At 72.2% G+C, this 22,653-nt stretch carries 21 protein-coding genes and 1 tRNA gene; 12 read left to right on the forward strand and 10 right to left on the reverse strand.

The genetic code is table 11. From position 1 onward, the window contains the following. Window positions 1–56 precede the first annotated feature (56 nt). Window positions 57–1,040, forward strand: coding sequence for an aldo/keto reductase (locus tag ACFWIA_RS05680; RefSeq protein ID WP_387000711.1), 984 nt, complete (start codon window positions 57–59; stop codon window positions 1,038–1,040). Then, window positions 1,037–3,460, forward strand: coding sequence for a helix-hairpin-helix domain-containing protein (locus ACFWIA_RS05685; protein ID WP_387000713.1), 2,424 nt, complete (start codon window positions 1,037–1,039; stop codon window positions 3,458–3,460). The genes ACFWIA_RS05680 and ACFWIA_RS05685 overlap by 4 nt, the downstream gene beginning before the upstream one ends. A 36-nt stretch (window positions 3,461–3,496) precedes the next feature. Here ACFWIA_RS05685 and ACFWIA_RS05690 read toward each other — a convergent pair whose 3' ends face one another. Further along, window positions 3,497–4,306 (reverse strand): hypothetical protein, encoded by an 810-nt coding sequence (locus tag ACFWIA_RS05690; protein WP_387000715.1) that lies wholly within the window; start codon window positions 4,304–4,306, stop codon window positions 3,497–3,499. A 48-nt stretch (window positions 4,307–4,354) separates the two neighbouring features. Here ACFWIA_RS05690 and ACFWIA_RS05695 point away from each other — a divergent pair, with 48 nt between their 5' ends. After that, window positions 4,355–4,543: a DUF5703 family protein gene (locus tag ACFWIA_RS05695; RefSeq protein ID WP_351242684.1), complete on the forward strand. Its 189-nt coding sequence runs from the start codon at window positions 4,355–4,357 to the stop codon at window positions 4,541–4,543. A 300-nt stretch (window positions 4,544–4,843) separates the two neighbouring features. On the opposite strand, the gene ACFWIA_RS05700 is transcribed toward ACFWIA_RS05695, so the two are convergent. Continuing rightward, the gene (locus ACFWIA_RS05700; protein WP_387000717.1) at window positions 4,844–5,077 is read right to left on the reverse strand and encodes a chaplin; all 234 of its coding nucleotides are present in this window, start codon (window positions 5,075–5,077) and stop codon (window positions 4,844–4,846) included. 152 nt (window positions 5,078–5,229) lie between these two features. After that, the gene (locus ACFWIA_RS05705) at window positions 5,230–6,564 is read right to left on the reverse strand and encodes a M20/M25/M40 family metallo-hydrolase (protein WP_387000719.1); all 1,335 of its coding nucleotides are present in this window, start codon (window positions 6,562–6,564) and stop codon (window positions 5,230–5,232) included. A 231-nt stretch (window positions 6,565–6,795) separates the two neighbouring features. On the opposite strand from ACFWIA_RS05705, the gene ACFWIA_RS05710 reads away from it, so the two are divergent. Continuing rightward, window positions 6,796–6,883 (forward strand) — tRNA-Leu (locus ACFWIA_RS05710). Between the two features lie 51 nt (window positions 6,884–6,934). Here ACFWIA_RS05710 and ACFWIA_RS05715 read toward each other — a convergent pair. Then, window positions 6,935–7,582, reverse strand: coding sequence for a hypothetical protein (locus ACFWIA_RS05715; protein WP_387000720.1), 648 nt, complete (start codon window positions 7,580–7,582; stop codon window positions 6,935–6,937). A 128-nt stretch (window positions 7,583–7,710) separates the two neighbouring features. Next, window positions 7,711–8,475: a hypothetical protein gene (locus ACFWIA_RS05720; protein ID WP_387000722.1), complete on the reverse strand. Its 765-nt coding sequence runs from the start codon at window positions 8,473–8,475 to the stop codon at window positions 7,711–7,713. A gap of 503 nt (window positions 8,476–8,978) precedes the next feature. Here ACFWIA_RS05720 and ACFWIA_RS05725 point away from each other — a divergent pair. Beyond that, on the forward strand, window positions 8,979–9,443 hold the full coding sequence (locus tag ACFWIA_RS05725; protein WP_387000724.1) for a YchJ family protein: 465 nt from the start codon (window positions 8,979–8,981) through the stop codon (window positions 9,441–9,443). 26 nt (window positions 9,444–9,469) lie between these two features. On the opposite strand, the gene ACFWIA_RS05730 is transcribed toward ACFWIA_RS05725, so the two are convergent. Continuing rightward, window positions 9,470–10,171 (reverse strand): FadR/GntR family transcriptional regulator, encoded by a 702-nt coding sequence (locus ACFWIA_RS05730; RefSeq protein ID WP_387000726.1) that lies wholly within the window; start codon window positions 10,169–10,171, stop codon window positions 9,470–9,472. A gap of 260 nt (window positions 10,172–10,431) precedes the next feature. Here ACFWIA_RS05730 and ACFWIA_RS05735 point away from each other — a divergent pair, with 260 nt between their 5' ends. Further along, window positions 10,432–10,941: a gluconokinase gene (locus ACFWIA_RS05735; RefSeq protein ID WP_387000775.1), complete on the forward strand. Its 510-nt coding sequence runs from the start codon at window positions 10,432–10,434 to the stop codon at window positions 10,939–10,941. Window positions 10,942–11,052: 111 nt separating this feature from the next. Further along, window positions 11,053–12,450: a gluconate:H+ symporter gene (locus ACFWIA_RS05740; RefSeq protein WP_387000728.1), complete on the forward strand. Its 1,398-nt coding sequence runs from the start codon at window positions 11,053–11,055 to the stop codon at window positions 12,448–12,450. 69 nt (window positions 12,451–12,519) lie between these two features. On the opposite strand, the gene ACFWIA_RS05745 is transcribed toward ACFWIA_RS05740, so the two are convergent. The 3 genes from ACFWIA_RS05745 to ACFWIA_RS05755 all read right to left on the reverse strand — a co-directional run bounded on the left by ACFWIA_RS05745 (window position 12,520) and on the right by ACFWIA_RS05755 (window position 17,542). Further along, window positions 12,520–14,079, reverse strand: a complete 1,560-nt coding sequence (locus ACFWIA_RS05745) for an APC family permease (protein WP_387000729.1) — start codon at window positions 14,077–14,079, stop codon at window positions 12,520–12,522. A gap of 343 nt (window positions 14,080–14,422) precedes the next feature. Next, window positions 14,423–15,373: a hypothetical protein gene (locus tag ACFWIA_RS05750; RefSeq protein ID WP_385493040.1), complete on the reverse strand. Its 951-nt coding sequence runs from the start codon at window positions 15,371–15,373 to the stop codon at window positions 14,423–14,425. 513 nt (window positions 15,374–15,886) lie between these two features. Continuing rightward, on the reverse strand, window positions 15,887–17,542 hold the full coding sequence (locus ACFWIA_RS05755) for an FAD-binding dehydrogenase (protein WP_387000731.1): 1,656 nt from the start codon (window positions 17,540–17,542) through the stop codon (window positions 15,887–15,889). Between the two features lie 235 nt (window positions 17,543–17,777). On the opposite strand from ACFWIA_RS05755, the gene ACFWIA_RS05760 reads away from it, so the two are divergent. From ACFWIA_RS05760 to ACFWIA_RS05775, 4 genes are all read left to right on the forward strand, one after another. After that, window positions 17,778–18,689: a DMT family transporter gene (locus ACFWIA_RS05760; RefSeq protein ID WP_387000733.1), complete on the forward strand. Its 912-nt coding sequence runs from the start codon at window positions 17,778–17,780 to the stop codon at window positions 18,687–18,689. A 63-nt stretch (window positions 18,690–18,752) separates the two neighbouring features. After that, complete coding sequence (locus ACFWIA_RS05765) at window positions 18,753–19,295, forward strand: NUDIX hydrolase (RefSeq protein WP_387000735.1); 543 nt, start codon at window positions 18,753–18,755, stop codon at window positions 19,293–19,295. Then, on the forward strand, window positions 19,292–19,705 hold the full coding sequence (locus ACFWIA_RS05770; RefSeq protein WP_387000737.1) for a YidH family protein: 414 nt from the start codon (window positions 19,292–19,294) through the stop codon (window positions 19,703–19,705). The genes ACFWIA_RS05765 and ACFWIA_RS05770 overlap by 4 nt, the downstream gene beginning before the upstream one ends. Continuing rightward, window positions 19,702–20,019: a DUF202 domain-containing protein gene (locus ACFWIA_RS05775; protein WP_387000739.1), complete on the forward strand. Its 318-nt coding sequence runs from the start codon at window positions 19,702–19,704 to the stop codon at window positions 20,017–20,019. Before ACFWIA_RS05770 ends, ACFWIA_RS05775 begins: the two co-directional genes overlap by 4 nt. A 12-nt stretch (window positions 20,020–20,031) precedes the next feature. Here ACFWIA_RS05775 and ACFWIA_RS05780 read toward each other — a convergent pair whose 3' ends face one another. Beyond that, on the reverse strand, window positions 20,032–20,625 hold the full coding sequence (locus tag ACFWIA_RS05780) for a TetR/AcrR family transcriptional regulator (RefSeq protein WP_387000741.1): 594 nt from the start codon (window positions 20,623–20,625) through the stop codon (window positions 20,032–20,034). A gap of 545 nt (window positions 20,626–21,170) precedes the next feature. On the opposite strand from ACFWIA_RS05780, the gene ACFWIA_RS05785 reads away from it, so the two are divergent. Beyond that, the gene (locus ACFWIA_RS05785) at window positions 21,171–22,451 is read left to right on the forward strand and encodes an exo-beta-N-acetylmuramidase NamZ domain-containing protein (RefSeq protein WP_387000743.1); all 1,281 of its coding nucleotides are present in this window, start codon (window positions 21,171–21,173) and stop codon (window positions 22,449–22,451) included. The last annotated feature ends 202 nt before the right edge of the window (window positions 22,452–22,653 follow it).

Below are 22,653 nucleotides of genomic sequence, written 5' to 3' on the forward strand. Positions count from 1 at the left end.
TCAGTTATCCACAGGCTTCCGCACCCGTGGACATCTGGCCAGTAATGTCGACGCCCATGGAGCAGAGGTATCTCGGCCGTACCGGCCTGCGCGTGTCCCGCATCGGGCTCGGCACCCTGACCTGGGGCCGTGACACCGACGAGAGCGACGCCGCCGACCTGATGAAGACCTTCTGGGAGGCGGGCGGCACCCTCGTCGACACCGCCGACGTGTACGGCGGTGGGGAGGCCGAGTACCTGCTCGGGCAGCTGATAGAACGCCTGGTGCCCCGTCGGGACCTGGTGATCGCGACGAAGGCCGGCAGCGTCCCCGATCCGGAGCGTCGCTTCGACGGCTCGCGGGGGCACCTGCTGAGCGCCCTCGACGCCTCGCTGGCCCGACTCGGCACGGACCACGTCGACCTGTGGCAACTCCACGCCTTCGACCCGACGACCCCGCTGGAGGAGACCCTCCAGGCCGTGGACATCGCGGTGAGCAGCGGGCGCGCCAGGTACGCGGGGGTGTCCAACTACTGCGGTTGGCAGCTGGCGAAGGCGGCCACCTGGCAGCTGGCCGCCCCGGGCACCCGCGCCCGGCTGGCCAGTACGCAGATGGAGTACTCCCTGCTCCAGCGCGGAGTGGAGCGCGAGGTGCTGCCGGCGGCGGTGGACCTGGGGGTGGGGCTGCTCCCCTCGTCCCCGCTCGGGCGCGGGGTGCTCACCGGCAAGTACCGGCACAGCACTCCGCCGAACTCGCGCGGCGCCTCCGAGCACCTGTCCCTGTTCGTGGAGCCGTACCTGGACGAGGAGGCGGGTCGGATCGTCGACGCCCTGACGACCGCTGCGGACGGACTGGCCGTCACGCCCCTCCAGGTGGCCCTGGCCTGGGTGCGGGACCGGCCCGGGGTGACCGCGCCGATCATCGGTCCGCGCAACGCGCAGCAGCTCGCCGCCGCGCTGTCAGTGGAGACGCTTAATCTTCCTGACGAGATCTGTCGGGCCCTCGACGATGTGTCGGCGCCCGTCCACCGCTATCCCGACCAGGACTGGAGCACGTTGTGAGCACGCACCCCCAAGCCGGGGCGCCCAGCGCGGAGACCGCAGCCGGGGAGCCGGCGGACGCTCCCGCGGGTGCGGACGCCCGGCCGGAGGCGGCCCAGGACGGCGACGGCTCCGGGCCCGGAGCGACGCCCCCCGACGCGGACACGAACGACACGGGCACGAACGACACGGGCACGAACGACACCGGTACGGATGACACCCGCACGGCCGGCGCCGGCACGGACGTCGGCAAAGCGGACACGGGCGGAACCGAAGCGGAGGGAACGGACGCCGGGGAAGGCGTATCCGAGGGGGGCGACACCGGCGGTGCCGCGGACCCGGCCGGGAGCACCGACGGGGCTCAGGGCCCCACGGAGGCCGAAGCCGAGCTCGCCGCGCAGCGCGAGGTGCGGGAGCGCATCGAGCGGCGCAAGGCCGAACGGGAGGCGCCGATCGACAGCGGCGCCAAGCTGAGCGGCACGGCGGCCGAACTGCTCGCCGCCGTCCGTGCGGTGGAGAGCGGCGAACGGCCCGCCCGGACGTTCGCGGAGCCGACGGAGGCCCCCCGCAGCCCCGCTCCGGCCGCAGCCCCCGCGCCTCGCCCGGTCACGGCCTCGGTGCCGGCCCCCGCCCCGGGTCCGGCGCCCTCGACGGTGAGCGCCGTACGGACGGTGCTCACCGAGGGCGGCGCTCCCGAGTCCCTCGCCCCCCAGGTGTCCACGGCGCTCGGCGAGGACGCCGGGTCCGTACTGCGCGCGGACCCGTGGCAGTTGCTCCAGGTCGCGGGGGTACGACCCGAGCAGGCCGACGGTTTCGCCCGGGCGCTGCTGGGCCCGGACTGCCGCCCGGACGACGAGCGGCGCGGTCGCGCCGTCACGGTGTGGCTGCTGGGCCAGGCGGCCCTCGCCGGACACACCGCGCTGGACGCGCCCGCGCTGAGCGCGGCGCTGGCCCAGCGGTCGGTACCGGCTGCCGACGAGGCGCTGCGCGGCGCCGTCGCCGAGGGCGAGGTGCTGGTGTTCCAGGACGCCCTGGACGCGGCCCCGCAGACCGACGGGGCGCCGACCGTGGCGGTCGACGGCAGCCCGGTCGACGGGACCCCGGACGAGGAGGCTCCGGGCGAGGAGGCGGAGCCTCCGGTACGGGTGTTGATCGGCCTGGAGCGCTTCGCGCTGGCCGAGGAGAGCCTGGCTGACGGCCTCTCCCGGTTGGTGAACGCCCCGGCCGGGCCGGGCGACGGGCCGGACGAGGCCCGGGGCGGCGGGGCGGTCGGCTCGGCCGCCGAGCTGATCCGCGCCTCGGCGACGCACGCCCTGGTGCTGCACACCGGCGGCGAGGCGGCCCGCGCCGAGCCCGCCGCGCTGGTCGCCGGCGCCCTCGCACGGGGGCAGCGGGTGGTGGCGGCCACCCACACGGCCGACGGCCGGGACCGGTTCGCGAAGCTCCTGACGGCGTCGAACCCGGCTGCCCCGGTGCCGGCGGCTGCGGTCGTGACGGTCGCGGGGTTGCTGGCCGGGACGGAGGGGCCGGGCCGCGACGCCGAGGGCGCGCTCGCCGTCGACCTCCTGGTGGTGCTGGACGCCCCGCAGCTCGACGTGGAGAACGCGGCGATGCTGGTGGAGTCGCTGGGGGACGGCGCGCGGCTCGTCCTGAGCGGTGACCCCGCACTGCTGTGGTCAGCCGGTCCCGGCCGGGTGTTCGCCGATCTGCTGGCGGCCCGGGTGTGCCCGCAGATCGCGTCCCGGACCCCGGATCCGGGTCCGATCGGGGAGCTGACCAGCAGTGTCGCCTTCGGTGAGCTGCCCCAGGTGGAGGCCCCGGGCAAGGAGGTCGTGATCGTCCCCGTGCGGGACGCGGGCGAGGCCGTGCACCGCACCGTGCAGCTGGTCGCCGACTCGCTGCCCAGGGCCCTGGGCGTCCCGCCCGAGGGCACCCAGGTGATCACCCCGGGTCACGGCGGGGCGGCGGGCACCCGCGCTCTGAACTCCGCGTTGAAGGAACGCCTCAATCCCGGGCCCGGCCGGTTCGGCGGCTTCGACCCGGGTGACCGGATCGTGTGGTCACCGGCGCCCGGGCGGTCGGCGCCGGGGCGGGTCGTGGGCGCCGATGCCGAGGGGCTGCGCCTGGAGTGCGACGGTGCGCCCGTCCTGGTCCCCCGGGAGCAGGTCGAACGGACGGTGCGGCACGGCTGGGCGATGACCGCGCACCAGGCGGTGGGGCGGCGCTGGCCGGCCGCCGTCGTGGTGTTGCCGGGGGACGCCGCGCAGGCGTTGAGCCGGCCCTGGGTGTACACGGCGTTCGGGCGCGGGGAGCAGCACCTGTCCGTGGTGCACGGGGTGGAACAGGCGCTGCCGCAGGCGGTCGCGGAGGGCGCGCCGAAGCCCCGCACCACCAGATTGCCGGTGCTCCTGCGCGGCCAGGGCCCGACCAGCGCCGGATAGCGAGCGGCCGGGGCCCGGTGGGCCCCGGCCGGCGCGTCACCGTCTGCGTGCGTCGCCCCGTGCCCGGTCGGGTGGCCCGTCGAGGTCGGTGTCCAGGTCCTCGTCGGACTCGACGTCGAGGTCGGACCGGACGTCGGAGTCGTCGGGGTCCCCGTGGCCCTGGCCGTCCTGGTCGTCCTCCACGTCTTCACCCTCCTCGTCGCCCTCGTCCTCGCCGTCAGCGTCCCCGTCGTCGTACTCCTCGTCGAAGACGGCGCTGACGTCGAAGCGGCACACCACGCGCTGCGGGTCGGCCTGGTCGAACGGGCCCTCCAACCACTCCCCCGGGTCGGCGGGGTCGTCGGCGGCGGTCACCCAGAGGGTGGAGTCCCCCTCCTCCAAGCCGAACTCCTTGTGCCGGGAGGCGATCTCATCGGGTTCGAACTCGCCGAAGAGGACGCCGAGCGCACCGTGCACGGTGCTGCCCGCCGAGTCGGTGAGCGGCGCACCGTCCGCTTCGGCGGCCTCCACCCGCTGGGCCTGGGCCATCAGGCGCTGCGGTTCCACCACCACGTAGTCACGGCGGATCAGCACGCTGAGCGCGTGCGGATCCTCGGGACCCGTGTACGGCGGAAGGGTGTCCTCGGAACCGGGGATCTCGAAGGGGGTGACCTCGTCGTAGCGGTCGTAGAGCAGCTCGTCGTACTCCTCGGCGGCCACCGCCAACTCGTTGAACGCCTCGTAGACGGCCGGGTCGTCCTCACCCGACCTGCTCTCGACCGCCGCAAGGTGACGGTCCAGAGCGGCCTTCACCGCCTCGGCGGCGGCGCGTACCTCGGCAACCGTGGGCTGCGCAGCATCAGACATAGTGCAGACGCTATCCGTACCCGGCCCGTGCCCGCACAATAGATGGCGATGCCGGAATACGAATTTGTCGACGTGTACGTGCCGCGCGGGGTGACTCGCAAGGACACGACCCGCCTGCTGACCGACCACGCAGAGTACGGACACTGGGAGTTGGAGCGTTTGCGACTGAACCCCGACGGGAGTCGACGGGTACGGCTTCGTCGACGGATCATCCGCCAGTTGCGCGCCACCTGGTGACGCGCCACGACCCGCACGGAGGGGGTCGGGCCCGGGCCGGACCCCCTCCGCGGTGACGGACAGTCGCACGACCGGGTGATTCACCACCGCCTCGACACGGCCACCCGCTGGCCCCGTGTGCTCGACGGAATCGGCCGTCTGTGATCTACGCGACAGCCTCCGCCGAGGGGGGCCGCCCGGCCCGGCCCGCCCGGAACTCCCGGTGGACGGGGCGGAACGGGAACGACACCGGCCCCGGAGTGCGTGGCTCGCACTCCGGGGCCGGTACCTCAGCCTCAGGGCCTCAGGGCAGGCGTGGCGTCAGCCGTTGATGCAGGTGTTGCCGAAGGCGGGGTTCAGCAGACCGATCACGTTCACGGTGTTGCCGCAGACGTTCACCGGAACGTGGACGGGCACCTGGATGACGTTGCCGGACAGCACGCCCGGGGAACCCACGGCGGCGCCCTGGGCACCGGCGTCGGCAGAGGCGAGGCCCGCGCCCGCGAGCATCAGGCCACCAGCGGCAGCCGCGACGGCGACGACCTTCTTGATCATTGTTCCTCCTTGTTGGGCAGTACGGCCCCGACCTCGGGCCGCATGACCAGTAACGAGGGGGAAGCAATGGAGCTACGAGCGTATCTTCGCATTCACCCTATTCAGTCACTTTCGTACGAACTACCGATTCGGTCGCCCGGTGGGGCCGCCGGTCAGGACGCGTCGATGAACCGGTCGAGCACCCGTACGCCGAACTGGAGGCCGTCCACCGGCACCCGCTCGTCCACGCCGTGGAACATGCCCGCGAAGTCCAGCTCCGGCGGCAGCTTCAGCGGGGCGAAGCCGAAGCAGCGGATGCCCAGGTCGTCGAAGGACTTGGCGTCGGTGCCACCGGACAGCATGTAGGGGACGGCCCGGGCGATGGGGTCCTCGGCGCTGAGGGCCGTCTGCATGGCGTCCACCAGGTCACCGTCGAAGCTGGTCTCCAGCGCCTTGTCGCCGTGCACGTCCTCCCGCTTGACGCGCGGGCCGAGGATGCGGTCGAGGTCGGCGAGGAACTCCTCCTCGTGGCCCGGCAGGAACCGGCCGTCGACGTGCGCGGTCGCCTCGCCCGGGATGACGTTGACCTTGTAGCCGGCACCGAGCATGGTCGGGGCCGCGGAGTTGCGCAGGGTCGCGCCCACCATCTTGGCGATGCCGCCCAGCTTGGCGAGCGTGGCGTCCATGTCCTCCGGGTCGAGCGGGGTGCCGAGCGCGTCGGACAGCTCGTCGAGGAACGAGCGCACGGTCTTGGTGACCCGCACCGGCCACTGGTGGCGACCGAGCCGCCCGACGGCCTCGCACAGTTCCGTGATGGCGTTGTCGTTGTTGGTCATCGACCCGTGACCCGCCGTGCCCTCGACGGTGAGCCGCATCCAGTGCATGCCCTTCTGAGCGGTCTCCACCAGGTAGAGCCGCAGCTTCTCGTTGACGGTGAAGGAGAACCCGCCGACCTCGCCGATGGCCTCGGTGACCCCTTCGAAGAGGTCGGGGTGCTTGTCGACGAGGTACCGGGCGCCGTACGCGCCGCCGGCCTCCTCGTCGGCGAGGAAGGCCAGCACGATGTCCCGCGGGGGCTTGCGCCCGCTGCGCAGCCGGTCGCGGACGACCGCGAGGGTCATCGCGTCCATGTCCTTCATGTCGACGGCGCCCCGCCCCCACACGCAACCGTCCGCGATCTCGCCGGAGAACGGGTCGTGCGTCCAGTCGGCGGCGTTCGCGGGCACCACGTCGGTGTGTCCGTGGATGAGCAGCGCCGGGCGGGACGGGTCCTCGCCCTCGATGCGGGCGACCGTGGAGGCGCGGCCGGGGTGGGACTCGATGACCCGGGGCTCCAGTCCGACCTCGGCGAGCTTCTCGGCCACGTACTCGGCGGCCTTGCGCTCGCCGGGACCCGAGTGGTCGCCGTAGTTGCTCGTGTCGATCCGGATGAGGTCGCGACAGAGGTCGACGACCTCGTCCTCCCCGGTCACACCCCGAGGTCCGGCGGCCCTGTTCGACTCGCTCACGGCGGTTCCTCCCACTGTCGCTGCCTGCTGTTCCTCTCCCCATACTCTCCCTCCTCCCCTCCGCCTCCAAGGGTGGACCCCGCCCGACATGCACCGTTCACGCAGCCGGGACCGGGCGGGGGCGGGGGGTGCGTGCGGGGCGCCGGGGAGCAGGGCAGACGGGCGTGATCAGGGGACGGAATCTTTGCTATGGTTTCCCACGTCGCCGCGGGAAACCGCGACAGACCACCGGTCCGGGTGGCGGAATGGCAGACGCGCTAGCTTGAGGTGCTAGTGCCCTTTATCGGGCGTGGGGGTTCAAGTCCCCCCTCGGACACCAGCTGAGACCCCATGTGATGTGGGGTCTTTTGCTTTCCTCGTTCGCCGTCGGTCAGTAGACCGAGTTGATGTTCGCCTTGTTGTTCGCGCCCAGGTCCGAGTTGTTGACGTTGACCGTCATGCACCCCAAGATCGGGTCGTCCTTGTGACGCGGCGGGTCAGCGATGTTTCCATGGGTGAGGCCGACCGCGTGGCCTGTCTCGTGACACATCGTCGAGTAGTCCATCCACGCAGACTCGATGCGGATGTAGTTCTGATCGCACTTGTAGGTACGGGCGATCGCGTCATTGCACCAGGAGATCCCGACGGCGCTCCCGGAGACGGCACCCTCCGCGTAGTAGATGTCGGTTTCGGCTGCCCCGCTCCACGATGGCGTCGAGTCGTAGCTGATCTTCAAATCGGTGGGCGAGTACTCGTTCTTGAGCATGGTGCGCATTCGGTTCTTGTCCGACTCCTCAAGCGCGTCGCCACCGCCACTGTCCATGTAGTAGGTCAGATCGGCGTTGTCCGTCTGACACAGCCCACCGTTCTCCGTACAGAGGTTGATGTAGTGGAAGGTGGGAACGATGTTGTCCGTACGGGCCGCCGCACTGTCGGTGGCGGTCAGCATCACGAACGCCGAGGCGGCGGCCAACAGGGCCGGAGCGCGACGGCGGGCCTTCCTGCCTCGTGCCGGCAGGACGGTTTCCGGGCTTTGCATGGGTTCCGACTCCTCGCGCTGAACGATGGTGATTCCTTGTCCGTCCCGACACCCCTGGGCTCACGAACGATCATTGGGGTGCGGGTGACGACGCCGAGCGACGGACCGCCGGCTCCCAGGGCGCCCGCTCATCCGCAGGGGGTACGGGCAGCGGGCGGGCCGATCTGTTTCCGCTGACCGGGCACCGCGCTGTTCAGCACCGATGTCAGGTGCTCCGCGGACTGGCCCGCCACCTGCGCCTCAAGGGTGCGGTGGGGATCACTGGGGTCGACCACGGCTGCGCGCTGCGGCTGAGGGCTGACCACAGTGCCCGCTGACTCGCCCTGCCCCAGAACACCGTTGTCGAAGGGGATCGTCGAGTCGGCGCCCAGTCCGCGCCATTGGCCGGGCGCCTGTGCGTCACCGGGAGTGCAGTGGGGCTCGGCCCATTCGACGGCCATGACGTAGCTGTGGCCGGACTCGATACGGGGCTCCTCGTCGCCGGCCATCTCGGTGCGGTTGGCGAGGCTGCCCTCGGTGAACTGCCAGCCGTAAGCGGTCCAGGAGAAGGATGGCGGCGCGGGCAGGTCAGGAGCCGGACGGGACCAGAGCACACGGTCGACGCGGAGGGTGACGTCCCGGAAGATGACACCCTCACCCCGTTCGATCTCCTCCTGTCCGGGGGCAATCTCCCGTTCCGCCACCGGAGTCACGACCACGACGTGGTCTGCGTACGTCACCCAGTCCGCCGCGGTGGCGGCAGGCAAGCGGTCCTTGCCGTGGGCGGTGATGACGGAGAGTCCGGGACGGTCGGCGGGGGCTTCGGACGGATCGTGCGTGGCGAAGGCTACGGCTCCCAGCGCCACTGCGGCGGTCACGGCGGTCAGGGCGCCGGCACGCAGCATTAGGTTCATCGGTCTCTCTTCGCTCCGTGGTGACCGCTGAGTCGCCCAGCACTTCCGACTCAGCGGCTCATGCAGCACTCATTACGCCACCGCTATAGACCGCTGCCTAGATCATCAGCATTTCCACATTTCCAGAAAAGGAGGGGAGGGCAAATGCCTCATCTTCACGTCTCCCCAGCTCAGATGCGTGCCGCGGGGCAGCAGATCGATCACCCATGACGTAAACACGCCTCCCACCGCCGATACTGGAGCAGCCGTTCGGCGTGCACTTCCGATTCCCGAGGACGGGCTGGACAGCAAATCCGCCCACCGAAAGGCGAGGAATTCCGTCGACTGGCGGGCACCCGTTCCGAACATGGCGGGACGACCGGCCGCAGACAGAGCCAGGCAGTGGGCACGGGTCGGCCGAGAGCAGGCCGAGTCCACCGGTGCGCGGAGAGACCTGCGACCGCACCGGAGCCGGGGCGCGGACGGAGCACCCCGGGGCCAGGGGGTCCGGCACAATGGCGGGCATGTCGCGACGCGCCCGGTCCTCCCGTACGCCCCGTTCCCCGCAGGCCCCCGTGGACTGCCCGTGCGGGTCGGGCGAGCGGTACGACCGCTGCTGCGGGCCGTTCCACCGGGGCGCGTCGGTCGCGCCGACGGCCGAGGCGTTGATGCGGTCCCGGTACGCGGCCTACGTCGTGCGGGACGCGTCGTACCTGGTGCGCACCTGGCATCCGGCGACCCGGCCGGCGGCCCTGGAGCTGGACGGCGGTCCGCACTGGACGGGGCTGGAGATCGTCGAGGTGGCCGAGGGGTCCGTGTTCCACCGGACGGGAACGGTGACGTTCCGGGCTTCGTACACGGACGCCGGGCGGCCCGGCACGTTGACCGAGCGGAGCCGGTTCGACCGCGTGGACGGGGCCTGGGTGTACGTGGACGGGACGGTGCGGGACTCGGGTGACCTGACCGGGGGCGCCGGGGGCCGTCCGTGAGGTGAGCGGCGGGGCGGCGGGGTGCTTCAGGGCACCAGGACGTCGAGTTCCTGGAGCGCGCCGACCGCGATCTGTCGGGTCAGCTCCTCGGCCCGGGCCGCGTCCCCCTCGCGCACCGCCTCCGCGACCTGGACGTGCAGGGTGACCGCTGCCGGGTCCGGGTCCTCGAACATGACCTGGTGGTGGGTGCGGCCCGTGAGGACCTCGGCGACCACGTCGCCGAGGCGGGCGAACATCTCGTTGCCGGAGGCGTTGAGGACCACCCGGTGGAAGGCGACGTCGTGGACGAGGTACGCCTCCAGTTGCCGTCCGCGTGAGGTGGCGACCATGCCGAGGGCGCACTCCGTCAGCTCGGCGCACTGCGCGGCGGTCGCGTTGCGGGCGGCGAGCCCGGCGGCGACCGGCTCCACGGCGGACCGCAGGACGGTCAGCGAGCGGAGTTGGCGGGGCCGGTCGGCACCCGCGAGGCGCCACCGGATGACCTGGGGGTCGTAGACGTTCCACTCCTGGGTGGGGCGGACCGTGACGCCGACCCGGCGACGGGACACCACCAGGCGCATCGACTCCAGGACCCGGACGGCCTCCCGCATCACCGACCGGGACACCTCGAACCGTCCGGCCAGTTCATCGGTGCGCAGCACGCTGCCCGGCGGGTACTCGCCCGCGGTGATCGCCGGACCGAGGGTGTCGAGGACATGGGCGTGCAGGCCGCGGCCCGAGGAGGTCATGGCGCTCAGCCTACGAGCTGCGATGTCCCCACACGAACTCGAAAAGTCAGACTTTTATGTCACACCCACTTGAATTCATCAGACCTTATGAGTTTCAGTGTCGTTCGGCGTCGTGACACCTCGATGTCACGCACCCCCTGACGGCGTCCGGCCCCCCGGACGTCGAGCCGACGGGGCGCCCCGGCCCCCGGGGACGCCCCCGGACACGAGGACTCCAGATCGTGAAGAACACAGCTCCGACGCCCCATGTCATCGTGGTCATGGGCGTGGCGGGGACCGGCAAGACGACGATCGGCCCGCTGCTCGCGGACCGGCTCGGCGTCCCGTACGCCGAGGGCGACGACTTCCACCCGGCCGCGAACATCGCCAAGATGTCCGCGGGCACCCCCCTCACCGACGAGGACCGTTGGCCCTGGTTGGACGCCATCGGGGAGTGGGCCCGCGGGCGGACCGGGCTCGGCGGGGTGGTCAGCAGCTCGGCACTGAAGCGGAGCTACCGCGACCGGCTGCGCACCGCCGCACCGGACCTGGTGTTCCTGCACCTCGCGGGCGACCGGTCGCTGATCGAGGACCGCATGTCCCACCGCGAGGGCCACTTCATGCCGACCGCGCTGCTCGACTCCCAGTTCGCGACCCTCCAGCCGCTGGAGCCGGACGAGGCGGGGGTGGTCGTCGACGTGGCGGGCGACCCCGGGGACATCACCGAACGGTCCGTCCTCGCACTCGCGGCCCCGGACGGTGCCGCGCCCACGCCTGCGCCGACCGCCTGATCCGCCGGGCGCCCGGCGGGCCGCCCGCGCTCGGGGCACGCGCCCCACAACCCTCCGTCCCCTTCGCTTCCGTACGTTCCCGTACGACCGAGTACCCCAAGGAAACCGACCGTGACCAGACTCAGCGTCGAGATGCTGGCAGCGGACCCCATCGAGCCGATCACCTCCGCGGGCCACGCCCAGCTGGGGATCGCCGTGCTCGCGGGCATCGCCGTCATCGTCCTGCTCATCACCAAGTTCAAGGTCCACGCGTTCCTCGCACTGACCATCGGCTCGCTCGCCCTCGGCGCCTTCGCCGGAGCGCCGCTGGACAAGGTGATCCCCAGCTTCACCAGCGGGCTCGGCAACACCGTCGCCGGTGTCGGCGTGCTGATCGCGCTCGGCGCGATCCTCGGCAAACTGCTCGCGGACTCCGGCGGCGCCGACCAGATCGTCGACACGATCCTGGCCAAGGCCAGCGGACGCGCCATGCCCTGGGCCATGGTGCTGATCGCCTCGGTGATCGGTCTGCCGCTGTTCTTCGAGGTCGGCATCGTGCTGCTGATCCCCGTGGTGCTGATGGTCGCCAAGCGGGGCAACTACTCGCTGATGCGGATCGGCATCCCCGCCCTGGCCGGTCTGTCCGTGATGCACGGTCTGATACCGCCGCACCCCGGCCCGCTGGTCGCGATCGACGCGGTGCAGGCGAACCTCGGTCTGACCCTGGCGCTCGGTGTGCTCGTCTCCATCCCGACGGTGATCATCGCCGGCCCGGTCTTCGCCAAGTACGCCGCCCGCTGGGTCGACGTGCCGGTGCCGGAGAACATGATCCCGACGCGCCCCTCGGAGGAGTTGGAGAAGCGCCCCGGCTTCGGCGCCACCGTCTTCACCGTGTTGCTGCCCGTGGTGCTCATGCTCGGTAGCGCCCTCGTCGAGATCATCGTCGACGACCCCACCCACATGGTGCAGCGGGTGTTCGACGTGATCGGCTCGCCGCTGATGGCGCTGCTCGCCGCGGTCATCGTCGGCATGTTCACGCTGGGTCAGGCGGCCGGGTTCACCAAGGGCCGGCTGTCGAGCACCGTGGAGAAGTCCCTCGGCCCGATCGCGGGCGTCCTGCTGATCGTCGGCGCGGGTGGCGGCTTCAAACAGACGCTGATCGACTCCGGCGTGGGGCAGATGGTCCTGGAGATCTCCGAGAGCTGGTCGATCCCGGCGCTGCTGCTCGCCTGGCTGATCGCCGTGGTCATCCGTCTCGCGACGGGCTCGGCGACCGTCGCGACCGTGTCGGCCGCGGGTCTCGTCGCTCCGCTGGCCGCCGACATGTCGAACACGCACCTCGCACTGCTCGTGCTGGCGATCGGAGCGGGTTCCCTCTTCTTCAGCCATGTCAACGACGCCGGCTTCTGGCTGGTGAAGGAGTACTTCGGCATGAACGTCGGACAGACGATCAAGACGTGGTCGGTGATGGAGACGATCATCTCGGTCGTCGCCGGTGCCATCGTGATGCTGCTGTCCCTGGTGATCTAGCCACCCCCGAACACCAACGCGGGGCGGTCCGTCGGATGACGGACCGCCCCGTCGGCGTGGGCGCCGGGGTCAGGACTCGCCCTCGGCCGCCTTCTCCAACTGGAACGCCTCGTTGCCGAGGCCGATCCGGGCGTGCGCCTCGGGGTTGCGGGACTTCAGGAACGCGCCGACGGCCAGGCCGACGACGGCCGCGAGGACGATGATGCCGGGCAGCACCCAGCGCAGCAGCGAGTCGGAGCCGGTGCCGACCAGGACGTAGAAGTCCTTGACCGTGTACCCGGCGATGACCAGCAGGGCCGTGCCGGCGATGCCGGAGGCGATCAGGCGCCACAGCTGGGCCCGGGCGGCGCCGCGCCGGACGAAGAAGACGATCACGGCGAGCGAGGCGACGGCCATCAGCAGGGTGACCCCGAAGGCGCCGATGTTGCCCATCCAGGTGAACAGGCGCAGGATCGGCGCGGTCGGGTCGCCGACCGGCTTGTCGTCGGTGAGCGCGAACGCCAGCAGCACGACGATGGTGACGCCGCTCTGGAGCAGGGCGCCGGTGCCGGGGGCGCCGCTGGCGCTGCTGGTCCGTCCGAACGCGGCGGGCAGCAGGCCCTCGCGGCCCATCGCGAAGGCGTAGCGGGACACGACGTTGTGGAAGCTGAGCGTCGCGGCGAACACACCGGTCACGAGGAGGACGTGCATGATGTCCGTGAAGGTCTCGCCCAGTCGGCTCTCGGTGAGGTAGAAGAGCATCCCCGCGGAGTGCTCACGGGCTGCGGGGACGACGCCGTCGGGGCCGGCCGCAACGGTCAGCGCCCAGGAGCTGAAGGCGAAGAACGCCGCCACGAAGCCGACGGCGAGGAACATCACCCGGGCTACGACGACCTGCGGACGGCTGGTCTCCTCGGCGTAGACGGGTGCCTGTTCGAAGCCGGTGAAGGCCGCGATGCAGAAGCACAGGGCGGTACCGATGCCCGCACCGGTGAGGGTGTCGGGGTTGAACGCCTCCAGGGACACGCCCTGCTTGGAGGGGTCCGCGATGGCCGCGATGTCGAACACCACGACGAGCGCCACCTCGATGAGCAGCAGCACGCCGAGGACCCGCGCATTGACGTCGATCTTCATCAGGGCGAGGAAGCCGACGACCGCGGCACAGGCGATGGCCGGGACCCACCAGACCAGTTCGACGTCGAGGTGCTCGTTGACGAGCAGGGAGACCTCGAAGCCGAAGAGCCCGTAGAGCCCCACCTGGAGGGCGCTGTAGGCGACCAGCGCCACCAGCGCGGCGCCCGCGCCCGCGGTGCCGCCGAGACCGCGCGATATGTAGGCGTAGAAAGCGCCCGCGTTGTGAACGTGACGGCTCATCTCCGCGTATCCGAAGGAGAAGAGGATCAGGACGACGCCCAGCAGGACGAAGAGCAACGGCTGCCCGACGATGCCCATGACGCCGAAGGTGGTGGGCATGACGCCCGCGACGACCATGAGCGGTCCGGTCGCCGCCAGCACCGACAGGAGGAGGCCCGCCGTGCCGAGCCGGTCGGCGCGCAACGCGCGGTCGTGGCCCTTGAACGTGTTGATCCCACCGGGCTTGTCACCGGGGGCGGATCTGGTGTCGCTGGAACTCGAACTGCCCGTCTTCATGGCGGGGATGGTCCTTTCGCGTGGGTCCTCTGAGCGTGGTGCGGGCCTTGCTGGTGCGGCTCTTGCGGTGTGCTGTGGGCCGGCGGATCGTCGTGCGCCCGTACATCAGTACGTGCGTCGTACTCGTGTGCGGCCCGGTGGTGCGGTGGTGCCCTGGTGCTGGTCGTGCGGGGGTGTGCGGATGGTGCGGACGCGTCGTGCGCCGGTGCCGCAGGTGCGCGGGTCCCGGGTGGTTGCCCGGTGGCCCGCGCCGCCTCGGTGCCCCGGTGCTGCTGGGGCCGTGCTGGTGGTGCTCGGTGGTGCGGTCCGCGCCGACCGCCGGGGCGCGGGGGGAACGGCGCCGTCAGACGGTGCCCAGGGAGGCGCCGCGCGCTTCCCGGAACGCCTCGAACGGGTCCCGGTCGGGGTACGACCAGGGGGCGGGGGTGATGTGGTTGCCGATGCGGTGGAAGAGGGCGGCTGCTTCGGCGCCCCTGCCTCCGCAGTACTTGGCGTGGGCGAGGAAGTTGAGGTCGACCCGGTTGCGCGGGTGGTCCTCGCGCTCCCACTCCAGCCACCAGTCGAAGGCGGCCTTCATGACCTGGCGGGCGCGGCGGCCGACCCAGTGTCCGGACGAGAGGGGATCGGCGGGCTCGCTGCCGGCCGCGGCGAGGACGCGGTACCGCTCGGCGTGCGCGACGACCGGGAGGATCGCTAAGGGCGAGTCCGCCGGTGCCTGTTCGGCGGCCCACGCAGCGAAGTCGTAGACCTCGTGCATGGGGTCCTGGCCGGCGTCCGCACGACGCTCGGCGAGCCGGGCGATCATCAGGTGGTGGGCCTGGTGGTGCTCGGCGTGGCGGTGCCTGACCTCGTCGAAGAGCCGCACCACGTCGTCCTCGGTGCCCAAGGCGCGTTCCAGTGTCAACAGGGCGAGCCAGGGCGTGGGGTCGTCGGGGACGAGACCGGTGGCCGTGCGACAGGCGGCGCGCGCGGCATCGGGGCGGGCCTTGCCGTTCAGCGCGCGCTGAACGGTGGCGAACCCGATGAGCACGGCGGCGTCGACGGACTCCGGCTCGGCGATCTTCCAGTCCTGGGCCCAGGCCAGGGTGCTGCCCTCCTGGGCCAGTACGGAGATGCGGTGGCCCCGTCGGTCCCAGTCGTCGCCGGTGTCGACGAGCAGACCGCGGACCACGGACCAGCGGCCCTGGGTGAGCGCAGTGCGCGCAGTGGCCAAGGGTGCGTCATCGAGGGCCGCGTCGAAGACGTGCGGGCCGCGCTTGCGCGAGCGACCCAGAGGCGGTGGGGGTGGCGTCACCGCGGGACTTCCTCCCCGACACGGTGTGTTGAGCGAATGATCACGGACAGCAAACAGGCACGAGGTGCCCTGAGTCAAGAGCGACTGGATCACCTACACGTGTCAAGTACCCGTTCGAACGGTCGAGTTGTCCCTTGGATGCCGCTTCATCCCCTGTCGACTTGAGCCGGGTCGGGTTCAACGACCTGCTGGTTCCTTGATCGTTCGCGAACGATCCGGGTCGACGCGGGCGAATGAGCGGGAGGTCGTACGGGGTTGACGTGCGGTTCGTGGGACGTCCTACCCGCCGGTCCGCCGGGGCACGCCTCCGGGCGGCCGGTTCCGGGGCGCCGGTACCGACGGACCGGTTTCCGGCGCTGGTACCTACGGACCGGCTTCCGGGGGCGGGGCGGTTCCCGGCCGCACGCGCCGGGCCGCCCCGGGACTCGCGCCGCACCGCGCGGCATGCCGCGCGGGACGTACACCGAGCCCGGCAGCGCGCCGTGCCAGCGGTACGCAGCGCCGGCGGATCGGTCAGCCGATCGCCCCGGCCGCGGCCCGGCCCGCCGCACGACCGGAGAACAAACAGCCACCGAGGAAGGTGCCCTCCAGGGCGCGGTAACCGTGCATCCCCCCGCCGCCGAAACCCGCCGCCTCGCCCGCGGCGTACACCCCGCCGACCGGTTCGCCGCTCTCGGTGAGGACCCGGGAGTCGAGGTCGGTCTCCAGCCCGCCCAGGGTCTTGCGGGTCAGGATGCTGAGCCGCACCGCGATCAAGGGGCCGGCCGCCGGGTCCAGCAGACGGTGCGGGGCGACCGTGCGGACCAGCCGGTCCCCCAGGAACGCACGGGACCCCCGGATCGCGGTGAGCTGGGAGTCCTTGGTGAACGGGTGGGCGACCTCGCGGTCACGCGCGACGACGACCCGGCGCAACTCCCCCTCGTCGACGAGGTCTTCCCCGGTGAGCGCGTTCATGCCGCGTACCAGTCGGCCGAGTTCGCGTGCGACCACGAAGTCCGCACCGTGGTCCAGGAACGCCTGGACGGGGGCGGGCACCCGGGCGCGGGCCCGGGCGAGCACGCCGCGCACGGAACGACCCGTGAGGTCGGGGTTCTGTTCGGAGCCGCTGAGCGTGAACTCCTTGCCGATGATGCGCCGGTTGAGGACGAACCAGCTGTGTTCGTACCCCGTCCGCATCAGGTGGTCGAGGGTGCCCAGGGTGTCGAAGCCGGGGAACAGCGGAACGGGCAACCGGTTGCCGCGCGCGTCCAGCCACAGCGAGGAGGGGCCGGGCAGCACGCGGATGCCGTGGTCGTGCCAGATCGGGCTCCAGTTGTGCAGCCCCTCGGTGTAGTGCCACATCCGGTCGCCGTTGACCAGGTGGCCGCCGGCCGCCTCGGTGATCTGGAGCATCAGCCCGTCGACGTGTGCGGGCACCCCGCGGACCATGCGCGCGGGCGGGGTGCCCAACCGGGCGGGCCAGTTGCGGCGGACCAGCCCCAGGTTGCCGCCGATGCCGCCGGAGGTGACGATCACGGCCTGGGCGCGCAGTTCGAACGAACCGGTCACGGTGCGGCTGCTGGGCCGGCCGCGGGCCACCTCCGAGTGGTCGAGGACCTCCCCGCCCACCGTGTCCACCGTCCCGGCCGGGCCGGACAGGGCGGTCACCCGGTGCCGGAACCTGAGGTCCACCAGCCCCCGGGCGGCACCGTCGCGGACCCGTCGGGCGAAGGGGGCGAGCAGGGCGGGGCCGGTGCCCCAGGTGAGGTGGAAGCGGGGCACCGAGTTGCCGTGGCCGGTCGCGTCGTAGCCGCCGCGCTCCGCCCACCCGACGACCGGGAAGAAGCGCACCCCCCGCCGGTGCAGCCAGGAACGCTTCTCCCCCGCGGCGAAGTCCACGTACGCCTCGGCCCACCGACGGGGCCAGTGGTCCTCGGGGCGGTCGAAGCCGGCGCTTCCCAGCCAGTCCTGGAGGGCCAGCTCCCGGCTGTCGCGGACGCGCATGCGGCGCTGCTCCGGGGAGTCGACGAGGAAGAGGCCCCCGAAGGACCAGTGCGCCTGGCCGCCGAGCGACTGCGCGGGCTCCTGGTCGAGGAGGATGACCTTGCGGCCCGCGGCCACGAGTTCCGCGGTCGCCACCAGGCCCGCGAGGCCCGCGCCGATCACGATCGCGTCTGCGTCGTACGCCATGCGCCGTCCCTCCGGTCCACCGGACCCCCCGTTGCACCGGCGGCTCGGCGCCCGGGTGGGATACTGGGGTTACTGGTGAGTCAGATCCTTGGGGGACGGGGTGACCCGCGTCAACCTCTCGTGACGGGGACTCCTCGCTCGGTGCGGCCTCCGGTGCGGGCGTGGCCGGAACGCACCGGCCACGGATCCCGGTGCCCGGCGCTCCGGGCCGGACGGTCGTGAGGTGGTCTGCGGCGTGTCGGTACTCGTGCTCGTCCTCGCCGTCAGCGCGGCCTGTTGCCTGGGGTTCGGGTTCGTCCTCCAACAGGACGCGGCCCAGCGGGCGCCGCTCGGCGACTTCCTCTCCTTCCGACTGCTGCTGGACCTCGTGCGGGTGCCGCGCTGGCTCGCCGGCATCGGGCTGATGGTGTGCGGCATGGCCCTCGGGGCACTGGCCCTCGGACACGGGCAGCTGAGTCTGGTGGCGCCCCTGCTCGCCACCCATCTGCTGTTCGCGCTGGCCCTGTCCCGATGGCTGACCGGGCAGCCGCTCGGCGCCCAGGGGTGGACGGGGCTGGCCCTGCTCGCGGGCGGGGTGAGCGCCTTCATCGTGGCGGGGCGGCCCGAGGCCGGGGAGGCGGTCGCCGACCCGTTCCGCCAGTGGCTGATCATCGGACTGGTCCTGGGGGCCGCGGCGCTCCTCGTCGGGCTGGCGCTCCGGGCCAGACTGGTCGTGGCGCCGGTGTTCCTGGGGGGCGCGGCCGGGCTGCTGTACGGCGTACAGGACGCGCTGACCCGGGTGACCGGGCTGCGGTTCGCCGACTCCGGTCTCGGCTCGGTGATCACCTCCTGGCAGCCGTACGCGGTGCTGGCGCTCGGCGTCACCGGCCTGCTGCTCGTGCAGAGCGCCTTCGAGACGGCGCCGCTGCGGATGTCGTTGCCCGCGCTGACCGCCGCGCAACCGCTGGCCGGCATCCTGTGCGGGGTCGGGTTCCTCGGGGACCGGCTGCGCACCGACTCGGCCGCGCTGGCCTGGGAGGCGGCGGGTCTGGCGGCGGTGGTCGGGGGCATCGTGCTGCTCGGGCTGCACCCGGCCATGCCCCGGGGCGCGGAGGAGTACGCCCGGGCAGGCGACCTGCATCACGGGACGGTCCCCGGCTCGTCCTGACCCGGGCTGACCTCCGACCGGACCCGATCGGCGGGGCCGCGGGGGTGGTGCTTGGATGGGGGGATGAGTAACGCCGGCACGGCCGCGGACGAGGTCCTCGACGTCGTGGACGAACAGGACCGGGTGGTGGGGCGCGCGTCCCGGGGCGAGGTCTACGCGCGCGGACTGCTGCACCGCTGCGTGTTCGTGTTCGTCCGGGACCCGCAGGACCGGGTGTTCGTCCACCGGCGGACCGCCACCAAACTGGCCTTCCCCTCCCAGTACGACATGTTCGTCGGCGGGGTGGTCGGGACCGGGGAGAGCTACGCGACGGCCGCGCTGCGGGAGGCGGAGGAGGAGTTGGGGGTCACGGGACTCCCTGCGCCCACGCCCCTGTTCACCTTCCTCTACCGGGACCCGGAGACCGGGTACGGCTGGTGGTCGGCCGTCCACGAGGTGCGCTGCGCCGAGGCCGTCCGGCCGCAGGTCGAGGAGGTCGACTGGCACGCCTTCCTGCCCGAGGAGGAGCTGCTGGCCGTGCTCGACACCTGGACCTGGGTGCCGGACGGCATGGAGGCGTACCGTCTGCTGCGGGAGCGCCGGGCGGCCGGACGGGCGTCCGGGTGAGCGGGGGCGGGGGGCGCGGTCGGGGGGCCCTGTCGTCCCTGCGGCTCTGGTTCGCGCCGCAGCGGATCGCCGAGGAGGGCGACACCCCGGACTACCGCTTCTCGCTCGCCAACGAGCGCACGTTCCTCGCGTGGCTGCGGACCGCGCTGGCCCTGATCGGCGGCGGTTTCGCCGTGGACCAGTTCCTCCCCGACCTGCGGTGGGGCTGGCGCGTGGGGTTGGCCCTCGCGCTCCTCGGCGCGGGGGTGCTGTGCGCCCTGCGCGCGGTGAACCACTGGGTGCGCTGCGAGCGCGCGATGCGACGCGGTGAGGACCTGCCCGTGTCGCGCTTCCCCGCCCTGTTGAGCCTCGTCGTGGCGATAGTGGCCGTGGCGATGGTCGTGATCGTGCTCGCGGGCTGGGCGGAATGACCGGCCGGGTCCGTGATCCGGGACTGCAACCGGAGCGGACCAGGCTGGCGTGGCGTCGCACCACGCTGACCGCCACGGTGGTGGCCGTGCTCGCGGTGCGGGCCGCCGCGGACGGGGGGTCGCCCGCGGTCTGCGCGGTGGCCGGCGGACTGTGCGTCCTGGTGTGGCTGGGGTTCCTGGCGGTGGCGCACCGCAGGACCTGGCAGCTCTCCGGGAGCGCCGCGCCCCCGCCGCCGTTGGCGCCGCGGCTGGCCACCGTCACGGCCCTGGGTACGGTCGTCCTCGCGGGGTGCGCCGCGGTGGTCGTGTTCTGACCGGCGCGGTGCTCAGGGGCGCAGGGCGCGCATCAGCAGGCCGGCCAGGTGGTCGGCGATCTGCCGGGGGCTCAGGGGGCCGTCCGCGCGGTACCAGGTGGGTAGGTGGTGGACCGAGCCGAAGTGGTAGTCGACCACGAGGTCGGCCGGGGTCGAGGTGGAGAACACCCCGCTGGCCTGGCCCTCCTCGATGAGCGCGCGGAAGCACTCGTGGTAGTGCCGGCGTTGGGCCCGTACCTGCCGCAGCTTCTGGGGGCTCAGTTGGTGCATGGAGCGTTGGAAGATGACCGCGTCGTCGAGGTTCTCCAGGGTGGTGACCACGACGTCGGCGGCGGCGTCCCGCAGCCGGTCCGTCACGGGGGCGTCGGCTCCGGCAACGGCGTCGAGGCGTTCCTGCTGGAGCCGTAGCGTCCGCGAGTAGACCTCCTGGAGCAGGTCCTCCTTGGAGCCGAAGTAGTGGTAGAGCGCGCCCTTGGTGACCCCGGCCGCCTCCACGATCTCCTGTACGGAGGTGCGGTCGTAGCCCCGGTCGGCGAAGAGGCGGGTGGCAGCCGCCAGGAGTCGCTGCGGGACGGTCGCTCCGTCTCCGGCCTTCGTCTTGGGCACGTGGGCACCCGCCTTCCTGTGTCGTGGGTCGTGCTCCGGGCACCGGCGTCAACGGCGGCTGCGGCCCGAGGATCTTCCCACCCCGTCCGCGGCCTCCGCGCGGGCGTGCGGGCCTGCACGAGGGGGTGCGGAAGAGGTCCACGCGCGCCGCCCGTGACGTCCGTGACGCGTGGGGTGGAAGACCGCAGGACCGCCGCGTCGTCGATCGGGCGGGCGGGTCCGCAGGAGCGTCGGTGATCGCACGGTGCCCGGGAGCGGCACCGGCACCACCGCACCCCACCGCCCCCGCGTTCCGGCGGCGGCCGTGCGGGCGGCGTGTCGTGCACCGGGTCGCCCCCATCGGCCTGGACCTTACCCCCGGGCGCGCCGCACCGGCGCGGGCAGGTCCACCGGGAGTACGGGGGGTGGCCCGGATCGCCCGTGTCCGACGCATTCCGCAGGAGCGGACCACACGCTAGCGTGCGCGATCATGACCGTTTCCGCCGACGGAAAGGATCGAACATGACGTATTTCGTTCGAGAGTGTGCGATGGCGGAGGTCGGCCGATGACGCTCTCCCGTCGAGGACTCCTGGCCGTCACCGGGGGTGCGGTGGCCGCGGGCGGCGCGGTCGCGTCCGCCACGCCGGCGCTCGCCCACACCCCGCGGGGCCGCCGTGCCACCCGCACCGGGTTCGAGCGGCTGGCCGCGGGCGGCTACGCCCAGTTGAGCGGCGACCGGGTCGGCATCGTCACCAATCCGACCGGGGTGACCCGCGACGCCCGGCACATCGTGGACGTGATGCACCTGGACGAGCGGGTCGACCTGACGGCGGTCTTCGGCCCGGAGCACGGCTTCCGGGGCACCGCGCAGGCCGGCGGTTCGGAGGGCCGCCACGACGACCCGGCGACGGGACTGCCGGTCTACGACACGTACCGGTTGACCGGTGAGGCGTTGGCGGAGGTCTTCCGGACCTCGGGGGTGGACACCGTCGTCTTCGACATCCAGGACGTGGGCGCCCGCTTCTACACGTACATCTGGACGCTCTACGACTGCATGGTGGCCGCGCAGTTGGCGGGCCGGCGCGTCGTGGTGCTCGACCGTCCGAACCCGGTGACCGGCCGGGCGGCGCTCGGGCCGTCGCTGCGCAAGGAGTTCGCGACCTTCGTGGGCCGCGAGCCCATCGCGCAGGCCCACGGCATGACCGTCGCCGAACTGGCCCGGCTGTTCAACGCGGAGTTCCTGGAACGCCCGGTGGAACTGGACACGGTCCTGATGTCCGGCTGGCGGCGCGCCGACTTCCCGGACGTGACCGGGTTGCCGTGGGTGCCGCCGAGCCCCAACATGCCGACCCCGGACACCGCGCTCGTCTACGCGGGCACGTGCCTGTTCGAGGGCACCAACCTCTCCGAGGGGCGCGGGACCACCCGCCCCTTCGAGTTGCTGGGCGCCGAGGGGCTGGACGGCCGCTGGGCCGCCGCCGCGAACGACCTGGGCCTGCCCGGGGTGCACCTGCGCGAGGCGTACTTCACCCCGACCTTCGGCAAGTTCGTCAACAAGACCGTCGGGGGCGTGCAGTTGCACGTCCACGACCGGGCGGCGTTCGACCCGGTCCGGACCGGGATCGGCCTGCTGGTCACCGCCAAGCGGACCTGGAACGCCTTCTCCTGGCGGCTAGACCGTCGGCCCGACGGCACGGCGACGCACTGGGTCGACCACCTCACCGGATCGTCCCGGGTCCGCACGATGATCGACGCGGGCGCGGACACGGATGCGGTCGTGGGGGCCTGGCAGGAGGAACTGTCGGCGTTCCGCACCCTGCGACGGCGCTACCTGACCTACAACTGACCGAACGTGAGCGATGGCGACCGTTGGTGAACAGCTGGTGAAGGCGGCCTCTCATCTTCGATGGTGAACATTGGTCAACTTGCGCTCGCGGACGAGGCTCCATCCGGCGGCTATGCGGGCAGAAGCGTCGAGTTTCGGCCAGATGAACACACCTTCCGAAGATGAGAGGGAGCCAATCCGGGTCCTCATTCGTCTACTCGAC

The organism is Streptomyces sp. NPDC127068, from assembly GCF_042724695.1.
Lineage (GTDB): Bacteria > Actinomycetota > Actinomycetes > Streptomycetales > Streptomycetaceae > Streptomyces.